Origin of the sequence: Mycobacterium noviomagense (genome assembly GCF_010731635.1) — a bacterium.
Taxonomy (GTDB): domain Bacteria; phylum Actinomycetota; class Actinomycetes; order Mycobacteriales; family Mycobacteriaceae; genus Mycobacterium; species Mycobacterium noviomagense.
Genome location: NZ_AP022583.1, coordinates 42,748 through 59,198, shown reverse-complemented (window position 1 = coordinate 59,198; position 16,451 = coordinate 42,748). Strand labels below are relative to the sequence as shown.

Here is a 16,451-nt window from a genome sequence, read left to right as displayed (position 1 = left end):
TAAAGCCGGTCGTTACGGTGGAGCCGTGACACACAACCGCGGGATCGATGCCGACTTTCTGGACCTTCCCCGCCACAAGCTGGCCGACGCCGCGCTCTCGGCGGCCACCGCGGCGGGCGCCACCCACGCCGACCTGCGGCTGCACCGCATCAGCACCGAGCTCATCCGGCTGCGCGACGGCGAGCTCGAGACCGCCGTCGTCAACCGCGAGGTCGGTCTGGCGGTCCGGGTCATTGTCGACGGCACATGGGGGTTTGCGTCGCACGCGGAGCTGGTGCCCGACGTCGCGGCAGACACCGCGCGCCGCGCAGTCCAGGTGGCCACCACACTGGCGGCACTGAACGCCGAGCGGGTGGAGCTGGCGCCGGAGCCGGTGTACACCGACGCCATCTGGGTGTCGAGTTACCAAATCGACCCGTTCACCGTGCCCACCGCCGACAAGATCGCCGTTCTGCAGGACTACTCAGGCCGGCTGCTGGCCGCCGACGGAGTCGATCATGTGTCGGCCGGGCTGAGCGCGGTCAAGGAGCAGACGTTTTACGCCGACACCTTCGGTTCGTCGATCACCCAGCAGCGCGTGCGCCTGATGCCCGTCCTGGAGGCTGTGACCGTCGACACCTCGACAGGGGTGTTCGATTCGATGCGCACACTTGCGCCGCCGACCGCCCGCGGCTGGGAGGTGGTCGCCGGCGACCAGGTGCGGAACTGGAGCGACGAGCTCGCGCAGATGCCGTGGCTGCTGGCCGAAAAGCTGAAGGCGCCCAGCGTGACACCCGGGCCGACCGATCTGGTGATCGATCCGAGCAACCTGTGGCTGACCATTCACGAATCCATCGGCCACGCCACGGAATACGACCGTGCCATCGGCTACGAATCCGCCTATGCAGGAACCTCGTTCGCCACGCCCGACAAGCTGGGCAGCTTGCGCTACGGTTCACCGGTGATGAACGTGACCGCCGACCGCACCGTCGAATACGGCTTGGCCAGCGTCGGTTACGACGACGAAGGGGTGGCTGCACAGAGTTGGGATCTGGTGCGCGACGGGATATTCGTCGGCTATCAGCTCGACCGGGTGTTCGCGCCGCGGCTCGGACAGCCGCGGTCCAACGGCTGCTCGTACGCGGACTCGCCGCATCACGTTCCGATCCAGCGGATGGCGAACGTGTCGCTGCAGCCGGGGCCAGAGGACGTCAGCACCGAGGACTTGATCGGCCGGGTTGAGGACGGCATCTACATCGTCGGCGACAAATCATGGTCAATCGACATGCAGCGCTACAACTTTCAGTTCACCGGGCAGCGGTTCTTCCGCATCCGCGACGGCCGCCTAGACGGACAACTGCGCGACGTCGCCTACCAAGCCACCACCACCGACTTCTGGAATTCGATGGAAGCTGTCGGCGGCCCGTCGACGTGGCGGTTGGGCGGTGCCTTCAACTGCGGCAAGGCCCAACCCGGCCAGGTGGCGCCGGTCAGCCACGGCTGCCCGGCAGCGCTGTTCCGCGGCGTCAACGTCCTCAACACCCGACGCGAGGCCGGCCGATGATCCCCGCGTCCCAACTCGTCGATCTCGCACTGGATGCCGCCCACGCCGACGAGACCATCGTGCTGGTCACCGACCGCGCGGAAGCCTCGCTGCGCTGGGCGAACAACTCGATGACCACGAACGGAGTATCGACCAGCCGCAACACCACGGTGATTTCCATTCTGCGAGAGGGTGATACGGCACGCGTCGGGTCCTTGCGGTCGGCCGAGGTGGACCCGTCGCTGATACCCGCGCTGGTGACCGCATCGGTGGAGGCGGCCCGAGCGGCGCCGAAGGCCCGCGATGCCGCACCCCTGCTCACGGGCGGCGGTGTGCCCGACGATTGGGACGCTCCGGTGTCGGGCACCGGTGCTGAGGTGTTCGCCGGGGTCGCGGGCCCGTTGAGCCGAGGATTTCGCGGTGCTGATCAGCTGTACGGGTTTGCCCATCACGTGGTGGAGACGACGTTCTTGGCCTCTTCGACCGGGCTTCGTCGCCGCTATACCCAGCCCACTGGTTCGGTGGAGATCAACGCCAAACGCGGCGCAGCAAGCGCGTGGACCGGTGTCGGCACACCCGATTTCGCCGACGTGCCAACGGATTTATTGCTCGATCAGCTCTCGACACGGCTGGGCTGGGCCGGGCGCACCGTCGAATTGCCCGCCGGTCGCTATGAGACGATCATGCCGCCGGCGACGGTGGCCGACATCATGATCTACCTGCAGTGGTCGATGAGCGGCCGGGGCGCCCAAGAAGGCCGGACCGCCTTCTCGGCGCCCGGTGGCGGCACCCGGGTAGGCCAGCGGCTCACGGATCTGCCGCTGACCCTCTACTCCGATCCCTTGGGTCCGGGCCTGGAATGTTCGCCGTTCGTCGCCGCCAGCGCATCGTCGGAGACGGTGTCCGTGTTCGACAACGGAATGAATATCGAACGGGTCGACTGGATCCGCGACGGGGCGATCAACGCGCTGGCCTACCCGCGCGCCGCCGCCGCCGAGTTCGACGCCCCGGTCGCGGTCGCGGCTGACAACCTGTTAATGACCGGCGGCTCAGCCGATCTGCCCGACATGATCGCGGCCACCGAGCGTGGGCTGTTGCTCACGACGCTGTGGTACATCCGCGAAGTCGACCCGACCACGTTGCTCTTGACGGGGCTGACCCGTGACGGCGTGTACCTGGTGGAAGACGGGGAAGTGACCGCTGCTGTCAACAACTTCCGGTTCAACGAGAGCCCACTGGATCTCTTGCGACGGGCCACCGAGGCGGGCGTCAGCGAACTGACGCTGCCGCGGGAATGGGGTGATTGGGCTACTCGGGCGGCGATGCCGTCGTTGCGGATACCGGACTTTCACATGTCGTCGGTAAGCCAGGCGCAATAGTCCCTTAAATTCTTCGAGAATTCTTGGCCGCCAACCGGCCGCCACAAGGTGGCGCCGCGGTATACAGATGCCGTCATCTGGTCGCCCGACGCACGGACCCGGACGTGGCCGTAGGGTATACGCAACGCCCGCAACGTGATTGCCCTGTCCGCCGCACTGATACTCCGGGCGCGAAGGCAGGGCCCACCGATGGTGGAGCTACGCAATCCCCAGGCGGCGTTGAGTTCACGCCATGCGCGCTCTGGGGGCGCGTGCGACCATTAGCCCGCGCGGGTCGCAATCGCAAGACCCCCGGACGCACGACGGAAGGACTATGTCAGCAAAGCAAGCGCAGCACGAGGCCGCCGAGGCGCTGTTCGGCGCCATCATCGCCCTGCTGGACAAGCATGAGCACGCCCACACCCTGAGCGAAGAAATTGTCGAGGAGCTGGCTCGTGCGTATGCAGCGGTATCAACGAATGTCCCGGAGCAGGACCGACTGGGGCCGTAGCGGCGAGGTGGTCCTGCGGTATCTATGGGGGCGCATCGGGCATACGCAGCAGAGGAGCGCTAATAGCCTTAAGTGACAAATATTTCGCGTGGTGGATAGCTTTCGGTGAGGTCGTCGCTGTCGCATTGGGCGCCGACATATCAAGCGGTCATCGCGGTATCCAGACCGGCCCCTCCCATATGCCCCACGCCTGATGACCGGGATCCCTTCCGACCGAAGGTGCCCCCTGCGGCTGCGGCGGCGGCGGAGGCACGTCGGCCGGCGCGAACGGCGGCGCATATGCCGGAGGGGGATATTGGGCGTCGCAAGTTCGGCACACGGCACTCGGCACCAACGTGAACGAGAATTCGAAATGCCGCCAGGCACGTCGAGGCGGCTAGGCCTAATGGTTTCTAGGGCCGCGGCTGCGTTGGGGCCACCAGCTGGCTTCGCGGAGCAGGGTGGCGATGGCGGGGACGGTAAGTGTGCGCACGATGAAGGTGTCAAGTAGTAGTCCGCAACCGACGATGAATCCGGCTTGGATCATGATTGCGATTGAGCCGAAGGTGAGTCCGAACATGCTGGCAGCGAAGATCACTCCAGCGGAGGTGATGACGGAGCCGGTGCTGGCGACTGTCCGCAGGACGCCGACGCGGATGTTGCGGGCGGATTCTTCGCGGAGCCGGGACACCAGCAACATGTTGTAATCGGCGCCGACGGCCACCAGAACGATGAACGCGAGCAGCGGGACCGGCCAAGCGATCTGGTAGCCAAGCGCGTATTGGAAGAGCAGTGTGCCGATGCCCAGTGCGGCGCCGTAATTGAGCACGACAGTGCCCAATAGATAGAGCGGGGCGAGGATGGCTCGCAGCAGCAGGATCAAAATGACGCCGACGATGGCGAGGGTGGCGACGGCAAGCTGGCGGAAATCCGCTGACTGGAGGCGCTGGATGTCGGAGTTCACGGCTGGGAATCCAGCCATCGAGGCCGTGGCGGCAGCCAGCGAGGTGTTGGGGCGGGCCGCGTTCGCGACCTCGGTGATTTTGTGGGCCAATGTCATGGCGTCACCGGTGTAGGGATCGTATTGCGATTCGATCGCGAACCGCGCCGTTTTGCCGTCGGCCGAAAGGAATTGGCGCGCCATGTCGCTGAATTGGCGATTCTCGAATGCGTTGGCGGGCAGGTAGAAACCACTTGCTGCGTCGTCGCCGGCGCTGGCACGGCCGGAATTTTGCAGCTGGGTGGCCAGTTGGCTCATCCCGGAGAGCAGTTGGATGTTGCTGTCGGCCAGGGTGTGCACTCCGGTGGCGAGCGCTTGCGCTCCGGAGGCCAGTTGACTGATTCCGGTTTGGAGTCGGCGGATGTTTCCGGCCAGGTCGGTGGGTGCGCCGGTGGCGCCGAACGCGTTCTCGAAGGAGGTGATGACGTTTTGGAGCTCGTTGAGTGTGCCGGCCACGGTGGTGTTCTGATTGAATTGGTCACCGAGGCCGGCGATCTGCTCGAAGAAGCCGCCGTTGCGTAACGCGACAAGTACCTGGATTTCGTCGCGGATCGCCGCGCACTGGGGTGTGGTCGCGCACCATGGTGTGGTATCTAGGGCGGCCGCCAGGGGATCGATGGCGGTGATCGCCGCTGCGGCTTGGTCGGCAAGCAGTCGTAGCCCGGGCCCGGATTGCAGGGCTTGATCGACGGTGGGTGCCGCGGCGTCGAGTTGTTGCAGCAGCGGCCGAAAGCGCTGCACTTGTGGTCCGGCGGACTGGGCCTGGGTCAGCAGCCCGCTCAGCGGGGTAAGCGCTGTCCTGATGGCGTGGTCGAGTCGGGCCAGGCCATTGGCGAGTTGGTCTGCGCCGTTGGTCAGTTTGGTGAGGTCACCTTTGCGGGCTTCGCCGTCGGCGACCGTGCCCGCGATCTTGTCGCCCATCTGCCGGTTCTGCCAGGACAGTTGGGCTTGATCGAGGCGCTGCCCGGTGGGCCGGGTGACGCCGATAACCTTGGTGACGCCGGGTATCTGCGAGACTCGGGCGGCCATTTCGTCGAGATCGGCCAGGCCTTTGCCGGTGCGCATGTCTGTCGGAGATGTGACAACCAGATATTCGGTGACGGCGATGTCCTTGCGGAAGTGCGTGTCCAGCAGTCGGTAACCCTCGTTGCTGCCGGTGGTCGACGGCTGCCCCTTCCGATCGTCGTAGCTGACCCGCATCGTCAGTCCAAGAGCACCCAGGGCCAGCAGGATCGCCAAACTGGCCGCTAGCAAGGGTACCGGGCGGCGCACCACCGCCACCGCGACGCGGTTCCAGTAGCGGCGGGTCAGGTCGCGTCTGGGTTCACCGATGCCTCGTTTGGCGGCCAGCGCCAGCACCGGAGGAAGCAACGTCACCGTGGCCAAAAACCCGACGAAAACCGCGACCGCGCACGCCGGACCCAAAGCGGCGAACACGCTCAACCGTGCGAAAACCATGGCCAGGAAGGCAAAAGCGACGGTGGCAGCCGAAGCAAGAATCACCCGCCCGATGGTGGCGGTCGCGTGAATCACGGCACGATCTGCGGCAACACCTTGCTTTCGCTGCTCGTGATAACGGCTGATCAAAAACACCGAATAGTCGGTGCCGGCGCCAAGCAGTATCGCGCTCATGAACGCGATGGTGAACTGGGAAACCGGCATACCCAATTCCCCCAACGCTGAGAGCACTCCCCGCCCCACGGCCAGGCTCACACCGATGACCAGCAGCGGCAGCAGCGCGGTAAACACCGAGCGATACACCACCAGCAGGATCACAGCGATCAGGCCCGCCGTGGCCGCCGAGATGATAACCAAATCCTTTTCGGCGGCGGCGATTTGGTCGCTGAACGTTGCCGGAGGGCCGGTCACGCGCACAATCGTCGAGGAGCCGCGGAACGCTTGGGCAGCGGTGTCGCGCACCGCTTGCACCGACTCGGTCGCGGTGGGATCCCCCAGTGTGCCCGCTATGCCGACCGGCAGATACCACGCTTTGCCGTCCGGGCTGACCGCTTGAGAGGCCGTCGCGGGATCAGCCAAGAGATCCTTCACTAGCAGGACATGCTTGGTGTCGGCTCGCAGCCCCGACAGCATCGCCTGGTAACGCTGACGTACCGGCGGAGTCAGCCCGCCCGGGTCCTCCATCGCGACGAACACCATCGTCTTGGACCCCTGCTCGCCGAACGCCGCGCCCATCTTGTCCAAGGTCTGAAACGACGGAACATCACGCGGGATCAGATCGACCGATTGTTGTCTGACCACGGTTTCCAACTGCGGGAACGCCACCGCCAAGACGCCGGCAACCAGGATCCACGCACCGATGACCAGCACCTTGTGCCCGACCGTGAATCCTGCCAGCGCGGCCAGCCGGTCGCTGTACGCACTTCTACGCGCCGCGTGCCCGGTGAGCGGGTCTGGAGCTGTCCGGCGCAAGGTAGCGGCGCGGGTCGGGCCAGGGTCGCTGTCGTCCATTCCGCCTCCGCTAGCACAACGAGACTAGTAGTATCGCAACGCTACCAACGGTACCTTATGGTCGCGAGTTTCTGCCCGGCTGCTCAAGGCGCACCACGCGCGTCCGGAAGACCCGGGGAAGCCCCATGAGGCTTGTCCAGGACCGCACCCCCACCAGAGACGGCATCCCCGGGCTGCCGACTGCTACGCCCACGATTCTGATCGGCCCGTGGTGCTCTGCTGGACGGCGGCGGTCAGAACTGTCACGCCTCGACCACCCCGGCCCGCCGACTCCACGCCCACGGCTACACCGTCGTGGCTACGACACCCGCGGCCACGGTGACAGCGACTGGGACCCCAGCGGGCAATACGACGTTGAGGGCTCGCGCCGCCCGACCTGTGGGGCGCCGTCGTCCTGGTCGACACCACCCCGCGCATGAAGTTCGACGGAGCCCGTCGTGTCGTTCATGGGGTCTCACCGCGACGGGTTCGCCTCGCTCGACGATGCTGCCGACGTCATCGGCGCCTACCCGCACCGTCGCCGATCCGACAATTTCCCCGGCCTGCGCAAGGTGCTGCGACGGCGCCGCGACGGCCGGTGGGTCTGGCGGTGGGATCCGCATTCATCACCTCTAAGCTCGAATCACTTCACCTCGGCGGTTAGGCGGCTGGCCATAAGCAGCCCGGCGGCGATCACCAGCAAGCCGGACATGGCCAGCAGTCGAAGGCCGAACCGCGTGGCACCAGCGATGCCGCGGAAAACGCCGCCAACCCCCGATGAGCACGGCGCGGCGGCCGTAACGGTCACCGACCGCGCCCGCGGGCAACACCAGGCACGCCACCGCCAGCGTGTAGCCGTCGATGACCCACGTCAGCTGGCTCTGGGTGGTTCCGGTCTCGGCGGCGATGTCCGACAACGACGTGCAGAGCGCGGCCATCGACCCGATGACGAGTGTCACCCCCAGGCGCGACACCGTCAACGTCCATTTCTGAACGCGATAGCCTCGGCATCGGTCGGGACGCATCGGTCAACGACACAGCACTCCCATACACCGGTACGAACAGTTTCGCTACGCTACTGTGAGTAGCTTAGGTGAACGGTGGCTGGCGCGGGCCGCGGATTGCTGTTGCCTAACCACGCGGACGAGCCAGGTGCGCGCCTGCGATGGCGTCGGGCTGCGGTCAGGCGGGCCCTGCGCCCTTGATGCGGTGGGCAGCCAGGAAGTCGTCGACGATGCGGACCCGGTCCTGTGCGGTGATGGTTTTCATGCCGCTGAGTTTGGCGAAAACGATCGGCCCCACCAGTTGAATGATGGCCAGCGTATTGTCGACGTCGTCGAGTGAGGCGCTTGCCTCTGGGCTGGCTAGCAGCTCGTCAAAGGGTTGTCGGTACTGCTCGATGACGCGGGCGCTGAGACCCGCCAACGGCTTACGCCGGTCGCTGTCGGGATCGCCGGGCCCCAGTGCCAGCCAAGTCAATGCGGTCAAATGCAGCGGCGCCTCATCGATCAGCGTGGCCTGCCGGTTGAGCAGCTCAATCAATCGATCGCGCACCTCGCCTGTGGCTGGTGGCGGGGTGACCTGGGGCAGTAGGCGCTCAAACGCGGCCGCGACCAGATGCGTGGTGCTCCCGAAGTGCCGATACAGCGTGGTGCGCGCGACCTTCGATAGCCGCGTGACCGCGTCCACGGTGACCGCTTCCACGCCGCCGCTCATCAACAGGGACGTGGCGGCATCCAGCAGCCGCGCCCGCGACCGGATTAGGCGCGGATCGAGATCGTCGTCATCGACGGGGTCGTCTGACCCGAGGGCTGGCGGGTCGGCCGGATCGATTGCGGCCATCGATGAAGTTGCTCCTGGCTAACGGCTTCCGGTCTCCCGGGGAAACGCCATGACAATGCTACACGCAGTAGCGTTAGGGATATCTGTGCCTCTGACCGCGGCGCATCATTGCCCCGACAAAGCGACGTCACCACGCGTTGTGCACGCATCGTGACGGATGAAGTGCACCCCGCCGTGCGTCAGGCAAGCCATGTAACCGTGGTTTTTGCCGTACAAATCCCACGCGGCGAGCTGGCCATCACCTGCAACATCGATCTGATGGCCAGTAGAAAATCGCAAGTGCAGGTTGCCGTGCTCATCGGAGCCGGCCTGACTGCACCTCGCTCCCGCGATATCGAGCAGCGGACGCAGACCGACGGGCACGTCTCTAGGATCGAGCGGCCGTCACGGCAGTGCAAAGCGGATAAGATCGGGTACCGATATCGGCTTTGTCACTGTTTGAGGGGGAGTTGCAGGGATGCGTGAGTTTCAGCGGGGGGCGGTGCGGTTGCATATCTTGCACCACGCTTCTGGACAGGAAATACATGGTGCATGGGTCACCAAAGAGCTCGCCCGTCACGGCTACGACATCAGCCCCGGCACGCTGTATCCGACATTGCACCGGTTGGAGTCTGAGGGGTTGCTCACTTCTGAGCAGCGAGTGGTCGATGGCCGGATCCGCCGCGTGTACCGTGCTACGCCGGCGGGCAAACGGGCTCTGCGCCAAGACCGCAAGGCGTTGGAAGAGCTGGCTCGTGAGTTACTTGATGGCCGAATCGGCTAGCAGTTTGCAGCCTCGGGGTCGCGGGTGGTCGTTAGCGGGTCGGCGGGTTCGCGGATGGTATGCGAGCGTCGATCGACAAGGCGCCCGCGCCGACGATGAGAAGAAACAGGCTGCCGCATAGCTGGGCCAGGTCGACGCGGGATTCGTGAATACAGTCCCACCAGCCGCGTTCTGTCCGGAACAGCGCAGCCTGCCCCCACAGGATGGGCGTCTTGGTGATCAGCAGCGCGCCGAGCATGTCGATGATCATCGGGATGGCGGCCAGCCGCGTGAGCAGCCCGGCCAGAATGAGGATGCCGCAGGCGATTTCGAAGACACCGTCGAGAGGTGCGAAGAAGCCAGGCGCGGGAATGCCGATTTTTTCAAAGCGGCCGGTCCCAAGAGTCTCGGGCCGCAGAAACTTCAAAATTCCTTCGCAGGCGAAGACCACCCCGACATAGAGCCGGATGAGCAGTACCGCGGCCGATGCGTCGGTCGCGGTCAGCCGGGTGAGCCAGGAGCTGTGTTGGGCCATAGTGCTTGCCTTTCGGTTCTCACACGCCGTGTCCGCGACGGCTAGCTGTATCGCTCGGCTTGATAGCCGCTTCCGAGCTGTGAGGGGCTGTCGCCGGATTCGCGCGACGTCGTCGGCGCACAGTCCAGATACGCCGCAGTCCATAGGCCATGATGCCGACACCTAGGACGGCGGCCCCCGAGGTCATCGCGGTGAGCGGCAGCGTGAACGCCAAGACCACGCATCCAATGGCTCCGAGTACCGGAATCGGGCGTGCTGGGCGGCGCTGATCGGGGTCCAGCGTCAAGGCCGACGCGTTGGCGATTGCGTAATAGATCAATACCCCGAAGGAGGAAAAGCCGATCGCGCTGCGCACATCGGCGGTAGCCGCCAGTACGGCCGCTACCATGCCGATTAGCAGCTCAGCACGATGGGGCACTTGGGATTTCGGATGAACAGCGGCCAACAGGCGGGGCAGGTGCCGCTCTCGCGCCATGGCCAGCGTCGTTCGCGACACCCCCAAGAGCATCGCCAGTAGCGAACCCAGCGCCGCGACCGCCGCGCCGACCCGCACCACGGGCACTAGCCATGCCATCCCCGCGACGCGCACCGTCTCCGATAACGGTGCGACCGCCTCGGCGAGCCGCCGCGGTCCCAAAACCGCCAGTGCCACCAGCGCGATGATCCCGTATACGGCCAGGGTGATGCCCAGTGCGAGTGGAACCGCGCGGGGGATGGTGCGGGCCGGGTCGCGGACTTCCTCACCGAGCGTGGCGATGCGCGCGTATCCGGCGAACGCAAAGAACAAGAGCCCGCCCGCCTGCAGCACCCCCACTAAAGAGGTGCCTGCCAGGTCTAATCGGGCCACCGTTGCGGCACCGGAACTGAACGCCGCGATGACCACGGCGATCAGCACCGCTAGCACGAAGGCCACGATGGCGCGGGTCAGCCATGCCGATTTTTGCACCCCGGCGTAGTTGACTGCCGTCAGCGCAATCACGGCCGCTGCGGCGATCGTATGGGCCTGTGCCGGCCACACATAAGAGCCAACCGTGAGGGCCATCGCCGCACACGAGGCGGTCTTGCCCACCACGAACCCCCACCCGGCCAGATAGCCCCAAAACTCGCCCAGCCGCACCCGCCCATATAGGTAGGTGCCGCCGGACGCCGGATACAACGCCGCCAGCCGCGCCGAGGAGCTCGCGTTGCAGTAGGCGACCACGGCCGCCACCGCCAGCCCGATCAACAGCCCTGATCCCGCTGCGTGGGCGGCCGGTCCTAATGCGGCGAAAATTCCTGCCCCGATCATCGATCCCAGCCCGATCACCACCGCGTCGAACAACCCCAGCCGCCGCGACAATTGCGAGCCGGCGCCCAACGACCGATCACTCACAGCCGACTCCTTCACCTCTGTGCGGCAGCGCCGCCATGAACGCGATTCGATATCGACCACCGATGCTTGATCAGCCCGACGCTCCAGATGCAGGCACCCGAGTACCAGCATCAGCCCGTGCGGCCAAATCCACCGATGGTGACCGCCTGCCGATCACTGCACCACTATCGCATACCGATATCGAGCAGCACTATCGCACGCCGATATCGAATGGTAGATTGAACATCACACCGATCTTCCCAACCAAAAGCTGGTCGGCCTCCGCTATCGCCGCGGGGCGTTGGGCGGAGATACCACCACCCGGGTTTTGCGGGGCGGCCGGGAATTCACACAACCACATCTTGACGTGATGGCCAGCGCCAGCACGACGACATCTTGAGAGGGAGATTTTGCGATGATCATTGACGACCACGATTCGCCGGACCCGCGGGTGCACACCGCCTTGTTGGCCGACACATTGGGTGAGCTGTTCGATCATTTGCGCGGTGATATCGACAAGGTCAGCGAGCCGCGCGCACAGGCGCTGTTCGAGACCGCCGCGGAGGTGATCTCCGGTCTGCGTACCGCGTTCATCCATTACGGCGAACAGAAGGAGAAGGCCTGGACCGGCTGAGCCGTGCCGCCGCTGCCACGTTGGGTCACCCGTCTGCTACGCACCGCGCCGGCTACAGCCGTATTAACAGCCAAGATGCTGCCGCTTCGGCGGGGCCAAAGCGGCGGAAATGTCGGCACGATCATTGAGCCCGGCCCGATCACCATCGCGTCGGTGATGCCGAGCCGGCGTCCCAGCGGGCGGTGCCCGGTAGTGATCGTTCCGCCTCTGGGCGAATGACCTCGTGGGCGAGGGCAACGAGCTCCGCGCGCTCAGTGTCCAGCACCGCCTGCCCCGCGTCCAGTGATCTCATAAACCCGACGATCGCATCTGTCGCTATCCGATATCGGATTACGATATGCTCGGTTGGCGGCGCTAACCACCCGTCCATAGCCCAAATTTCAAATGATGGGCCACGCTCGAGTTCCGGGGGCGGCGATTAGTCGGACGCTGTTACGGCGACGATGGTTGATTGCCACGAAGGGAGAGCGGATGCCCGTGAATCGCACATGCGATCGCTTGCTCGACCGCCGTCTGTTCGTTGCGGGATTGGGCGTGGCCGGCGTCGGTGCCTGGACGTCGGCGTGCGCCGGCGGCTGCGGGGATAAGGACTCCCAGGCTCACGAACAGCAAGAACAGCAAGAGGTAACCCCGAGTGAGGATCTCATGCGCGAGCACGGCGTACTCAAGCGTGTCCTGCTCGTCTACGACGAGGCGGTGCGCCGCATCGATGCGCGGGAGGATCTTCCTCCGGACACGGTCGCCGACAGTGCAGATATCATTCGCACGTTCATCGAGGATTATCACGAGAAGCTGGAAGAGGACTCTCTGTTCCCCCGGTTCGAGAAAGCCGGGAAGCTCACCCATCTGACCAAGGTCCTTCGCGAGCAGCACCAAGCGGGACGGCGAGTGACCGATCGGATTCGGCACCTTGCCACAGCGCAAACAATTCAGACACCCGAATTCGCGGTTGAGCTCCGCACATTGCTCCAGCAGTTCACGCGCATGTACGCACCGCACGAGGCGCGCGAGGACACAGTTTTGTTCCCCGCGCTTCGCACGATCGTCTCCGGTGAGGAATACGCCGCACTCGGCGAGGACTTCGAAAAGAAGGAACACCAACTGTTCGGCGACGATGGATTCGAAAAGATCGTCGATCGCGTCGCCGGAATCGAGAACAGGCTCGGCATCTACGACCTCGCGCAGTTCACCCCGAAGACCTAGCAGGCGTTGCCAATTGGCCTTTCACGAGGCCATGCTTGCCCTCGCGCTGGTCCTACATCGCTAGCACCGCGAACCGAGGGTGTCGGGAGTGTCTGAACAAGTGGATCTGACCTTGGCTGACACGCCGCGTATTGCCACCGACCGTTCGGGTCACCCCCGAGCGATGCAGCGGGCACGATGGCTGAGCACGACCCCGAGGTATCACGACAATGGCGCCTGACTTAGTGATCTAATATATACGTATGAATGCAGGTAGCGTCTCGTCGCAGCGGCGCATCGATGAGGAGCAGGTTGCGTTGATCGTTGAGGTATTCCGCATGTTGGCCGATCCCACGCGGGTGCAGGTGTTGTGCGCGTTGGCCGATGGGGAGTTGTCGGTGACCGAGTTGGCTGAGCACGTGAGCAAACCGGCGCCATCGGTGTCGCAGCATTTGGCCAAGCTACGCATGGCCCGGCTGGTGCGCACCCGCCGGTCCGGAACCACCATCTTTTACAGCCTCGAAAACGAGCACGTCCGCCAGTTGGTGACCGATGCGGTGTCCAATGCCGAGCACGCCGGGCCGGGCATCCCGGCCCATCACCGCGCCGACACGAGCGTGCGTCCGCTCACCGGCGGCAACGCGAGACGCAAGGCCAGTGCGCGATGAGCCATGAACGAGTAACACATCAGGGTGGCCACACCCACAGTCATGGCCACCACCAGGACGACTGCCACGACCAGGGCCATGAGCATCCGCGAGGTCTGCGAGGGGTAGTCAAGGAAATCTTTGCTCCGCACAGCCACGACGCGTCCGACAGCGTGGACAATGCGTTGCAATCCAGTGCGATCGGGGTCCGTGCGGTCAAGATCAGCCTGATCGCTTTAGGTATCACCGCGCTGCTGCAGGTGGCCATCGTAGTCATCTCCGGATCGGTGGCCTTGGCCGCCGACACCGTCCACAACTTCTCGGATGCCCTGACCGCAGTACCGTTGTGGGTGGCGTTCTCACTGGGTACCCGCGGCGCGACCCGGCGCTTCACCTATGGTTTCGGGCGGGTCGAAGACCTCGCCGGGTTGTTTGTAGTCGCGATGATCACCATGTCGTCGATCGTCGCTGGCTATGAATCGGTGCGGCGTTTGATCCACCCCGTCGCGATCCAGAACCTGGGATGGGTAGCCGTCGCCGGGCTGGTCGGGTTCCTCGGCAACGAGCTGGTTGCCCTGTATCGGATCCGGGTGGGGCGCCGAATCGGATCGGCCGCCCTGGTCGCCGACGGTTTGCACGCCCGCACCGACGGGTTCACCTCACTGGCGGTTCTGGTTGGCGCTGGCGGTGTGGCTCTGGGATTTCCGCTGGCCGACCCGATCGTTGGGCTGCTGATCACCATCGCGCTCTTGGCGGTGCTGTGGACCGCGGTGCGCGAGGTGTTCGGCCGGCTGATGGATGGTGTCGATCCCCGACTCATCGATGCCGCCGAAACCACACTGGCAGCACACCCGAGGGTAACCGCGGTGCGTAGTGTGCGGATGCGCTGGATCGGTCACCGCCTGCATGCCGACGCTGAGTTGGACATCGAGCCGGACACCAGCCTGGCCGATGCGCACGAGATCGCGCACACCGCCGAACATGAGCTAACCCACGCCGTGTCCAAACTCAGCACGGCCCTCATCCACGCTTACCCGGCACACCCCAATACCGCTGACCAGCACTACCAAAGCGACAACGACGAGAAGGAATTGAGGAATCAGGTGAGCGCAGGGCGAGGGAATTGCGTGAACATCGAACACCTCGAAGCGGATCTCTAGAGTTCAAGCCCATAATCGAGGCACTGGGCTTGGCCGATGATGGCACCGCGGTCGGAGGAGATGCCAAGGACGTCGGTGCGGCGCCGGATCTCTTTGTTGAGTCGCTCGTCGGCATTGTTGGACCAGTTGGCGCCAAATTTGTTTGGCAGTTTATCGCTTAGGGCATCGAAGACTCGATCGTATTGGGCTACAAGGGATTCAGCGTCTGGCTGGTGAAAGATGGAGTGCAGCAGGGTGCGCACCGTGTTTCCGAGTCATCGTGGCGGGCACCTGCCCATTGAGGAGTATCGGCGAGCGTTCGACAAAGCATGCGCGGCAGGAGGCATTATCGACCTAGTACCGCAGAGGCTGAGGGACACCACGGCATCGCTGGCGATCATTGCGGGCGCTAATGTCAAAGTTGTGCAGCGGCTTCTAGGACACGCCACAGCGGCCATGACGCTCGATCGATACGGCCACCTGCTTAGCGACGACCTGGCAAGCGTGGCGGATGCCCTGGGTAAAGCCATCGAAAGCACCGCGGTATTCCGAAGCAGACCCATCAGCGCCAGAGGACATATCCGCAGCTAGTTAGCACAAGGGGCGGTAGCTCAGTCGGTTAGAGCCGCGGACTCATAATCCGTTGGTCGCGGGTTCGAGTCCCGCCCGCCCCACGTCAGAGGTGTATGGCTTTGGCTGATGCTTGACGGTTCGGCTTCGGGTGACGCCTGACAATGTTTCCGTTGATGGTTGACAATTACTTCGGCTGATCTTCGGCGCCACTTACGCGGCTGGCGAGCCACCGCGCCGAGCGCATACCTCAACAGTTAGTCGTCGGCGCACAACAGTGAATGGATGACGCGAGTGTCCTCGAACCGGAATTCGTGCGCCGGACGGCGCAGGGGTTCGAAAGTGCTATCCGCGTGCATGATGACTCCGCCGCCCGCGGGGATTCCGAGCCCGACGGCCGCACCTTCCAGCGAACGAATCGCGCGCGACAGCCGCGCCCAGTCGCCACCCTCGTCGTGGGTATCGATAACCACGGGCACGAGCTTGAACATCTCGAGCAGCTCTGTCCCGCGGGATTCGGGTGCCTCGACGATTCCATATCGCCCGAGCTGGACCGCGCCGGCGGAAACGCCCACTAGAACTGCACCTTGGCCATATCGGCCCTCGATCACGTCCTTCATGCCGGTGGTCTCGAATGTGGTCCAGCCAAGACGCACATCGCCACCCGCGAGCACAATCAGCGGGGCGCTCTCCAGGAAGACGCGGTCGTCTGGGCCGAACGACGAATCGATCATGCGACGGTTGGTGATTCCAATCGCATCCATCGCTGCCTCGAAGATGTCGTAAAACTCCGGGCGATCCCCATTGGACGCACCGATGTAGGCCGCGCTAAGTGGTGTGTCCGGACCCAGTCCATCGAGGGCGGCCTCTAGGAGCAGTCGGTCCTGCTGCTTCCAGAACAGCAGTTGACTGTCCGCCAGCAGATACAACGGTTGGAATTGTGGCACCGTCTCAGTCACCCGTCGTCACGCCAGCACGCTTCTCGGGGCAT

The 16,451-nt window shown here is 64.6% G+C and carries 14 protein-coding genes, 1 tRNA gene and 5 pseudogenes; 11 read left to right on the top strand and 9 right to left on the bottom strand.

Annotated features, from left to right (window positions below; genetic code table 11):
- Positions 1-25 precede the first annotated feature (25 nt).
- The 3 genes from G6N15_RS00140 to G6N15_RS22675 all read left to right on the top strand — a co-directional run bounded on the left by G6N15_RS00140 (position 26) and on the right by G6N15_RS22675 (position 3,391).
- Complete coding sequence (locus G6N15_RS00140) at positions 26-1,543, top strand: TldD/PmbA family protein (protein WP_083088979.1); 1,518 nt, start codon at positions 26-28, stop codon at positions 1,541-1,543.
- Complete coding sequence (locus G6N15_RS00135; protein WP_083088978.1) at positions 1,540-2,901, top strand: TldD/PmbA family protein; 1,362 nt, start codon at positions 1,540-1,542, stop codon at positions 2,899-2,901. Before G6N15_RS00140 ends, G6N15_RS00135 begins: the two co-directional genes overlap by 4 nt.
- A 313-nt stretch (positions 2,902-3,214) precedes the next feature.
- The gene (locus G6N15_RS22675; protein WP_169922533.1) at positions 3,215-3,391 is read left to right on the top strand and encodes a hypothetical protein; all 177 of its coding nucleotides are present in this window, start codon (positions 3,215-3,217) and stop codon (positions 3,389-3,391) included.
- 382 nt (positions 3,392-3,773) lie between these two features.
- Here the strand turns inward: G6N15_RS22675 and G6N15_RS00130 are convergent, their stop codons facing one another.
- Complete coding sequence (locus G6N15_RS00130; protein ID WP_083088977.1) at positions 3,774-6,839, bottom strand: MMPL family transporter; 3,066 nt, start codon at positions 6,837-6,839, stop codon at positions 3,774-3,776.
- A gap of 125 nt (positions 6,840-6,964) precedes the next feature.
- Here G6N15_RS00130 and G6N15_RS22985 point away from each other — a divergent pair.
- Positions 6,965-7,438, top strand: a pseudogene (locus G6N15_RS22985) (serine aminopeptidase domain-containing protein); the annotation flags it as partial.
- A gap of 118 nt (positions 7,439-7,556) precedes the next feature.
- Here G6N15_RS22985 and G6N15_RS00125 read toward each other — a convergent pair.
- From G6N15_RS00125 to G6N15_RS00115, 3 genes and pseudogenes are all read right to left on the bottom strand, one after another.
- Positions 7,557-7,843 (bottom strand): annotated as a pseudogene (locus G6N15_RS00125) (MFS transporter); the annotation flags it as partial.
- Between the two features lie 157 nt (positions 7,844-8,000).
- Complete coding sequence (locus G6N15_RS00120) at positions 8,001-8,660, bottom strand: TetR/AcrR family transcriptional regulator (protein WP_083088976.1); 660 nt, start codon at positions 8,658-8,660, stop codon at positions 8,001-8,003.
- Between the two features lie 105 nt (positions 8,661-8,765).
- Positions 8,766-9,026: pseudogene (locus G6N15_RS00115) on the bottom strand (DUF6188 family protein); the annotation flags it as partial.
- 91 nt (positions 9,027-9,117) lie between these two features.
- Here G6N15_RS00115 and G6N15_RS00110 point away from each other — a divergent pair.
- Positions 9,118-9,423: a PadR family transcriptional regulator gene (locus G6N15_RS00110; protein ID WP_083088974.1), complete on the top strand. Its 306-nt coding sequence runs from the start codon at positions 9,118-9,120 to the stop codon at positions 9,421-9,423.
- A 31-nt stretch (positions 9,424-9,454) separates the two neighbouring features.
- Here G6N15_RS00110 and G6N15_RS00105 read toward each other — a convergent pair whose 3' ends face one another.
- Positions 9,455-9,937, bottom strand: a complete 483-nt coding sequence (locus tag G6N15_RS00105; protein ID WP_083088973.1) for a DoxX family protein — start codon at positions 9,935-9,937, stop codon at positions 9,455-9,457.
- A gap of 19 nt (positions 9,938-9,956) precedes the next feature.
- Entirely contained in the window at positions 9,957-11,309 is a 1,353-nt protein-coding gene (locus G6N15_RS00100) for an APC family permease (protein WP_264019279.1), read from the bottom strand.
- A gap of 394 nt (positions 11,310-11,703) precedes the next feature.
- On the opposite strand from G6N15_RS00100, the gene G6N15_RS00095 reads away from it, so the two are divergent.
- The gene (locus G6N15_RS00095) at positions 11,704-11,922 is read left to right on the top strand and encodes a hypothetical protein (protein ID WP_083088972.1); all 219 of its coding nucleotides are present in this window, start codon (positions 11,704-11,706) and stop codon (positions 11,920-11,922) included.
- A gap of 139 nt (positions 11,923-12,061) precedes the next feature.
- Here the strand turns inward: G6N15_RS00095 and G6N15_RS00090 are convergent, their stop codons facing one another.
- Entirely contained in the window at positions 12,062-12,214 is a 153-nt protein-coding gene (locus G6N15_RS00090; protein ID WP_163747868.1) for a hypothetical protein, read from the bottom strand.
- Positions 12,215-12,456: 242 nt separating this feature from the next.
- Between G6N15_RS00090 and G6N15_RS00085 the strand changes: the two genes are divergently transcribed.
- The 3 genes from G6N15_RS00085 to G6N15_RS00075 all read left to right on the top strand — a co-directional run bounded on the left by G6N15_RS00085 (position 12,457) and on the right by G6N15_RS00075 (position 14,911).
- Positions 12,457-13,125 (top strand): hemerythrin domain-containing protein, encoded by a 669-nt coding sequence (locus tag G6N15_RS00085; protein WP_197910677.1) that lies wholly within the window; start codon positions 12,457-12,459, stop codon positions 13,123-13,125.
- Between the two features lie 242 nt (positions 13,126-13,367).
- Positions 13,368-13,772, top strand: coding sequence for an ArsR/SmtB family transcription factor (locus G6N15_RS00080; RefSeq protein WP_083088970.1), 405 nt, complete (start codon positions 13,368-13,370; stop codon positions 13,770-13,772).
- Positions 13,769-14,911 carry a cation diffusion facilitator family transporter gene (locus G6N15_RS00075; RefSeq protein ID WP_083088969.1) on the top strand — a complete coding sequence of 381 codons (1,143 nt, stop codon included), beginning with the start codon at positions 13,769-13,771 and terminating at the stop codon, positions 14,909-14,911. Before G6N15_RS00080 ends, G6N15_RS00075 begins: the two co-directional genes overlap by 4 nt.
- A gap of 35 nt (positions 14,912-14,946) precedes the next feature.
- Here G6N15_RS00075 and G6N15_RS00070 read toward each other — a convergent pair.
- A pseudogene (locus tag G6N15_RS00070) lies at positions 14,947-15,153 on the bottom strand (transposase); the annotation flags it as partial.
- 1 nt (position 15,154) lies between these two features.
- Here G6N15_RS00070 and G6N15_RS00065 point away from each other — a divergent pair.
- Positions 15,155-15,485: pseudogene (locus tag G6N15_RS00065) on the top strand (tyrosine-type recombinase/integrase); the annotation flags it as partial.
- A 5-nt stretch (positions 15,486-15,490) separates the two neighbouring features.
- A tRNA-Ile gene (locus G6N15_RS00060) sits at positions 15,491-15,564 on the top strand.
- 153 nt (positions 15,565-15,717) lie between these two features.
- Here the strand turns inward: G6N15_RS00060 and G6N15_RS00055 are convergent.
- Entirely contained in the window at positions 15,718-16,419 is a 702-nt protein-coding gene (locus tag G6N15_RS00055; RefSeq protein WP_232070314.1) for a Type 1 glutamine amidotransferase-like domain-containing protein, read from the bottom strand.
- Positions 16,420-16,451 lie beyond the last annotated feature (32 nt).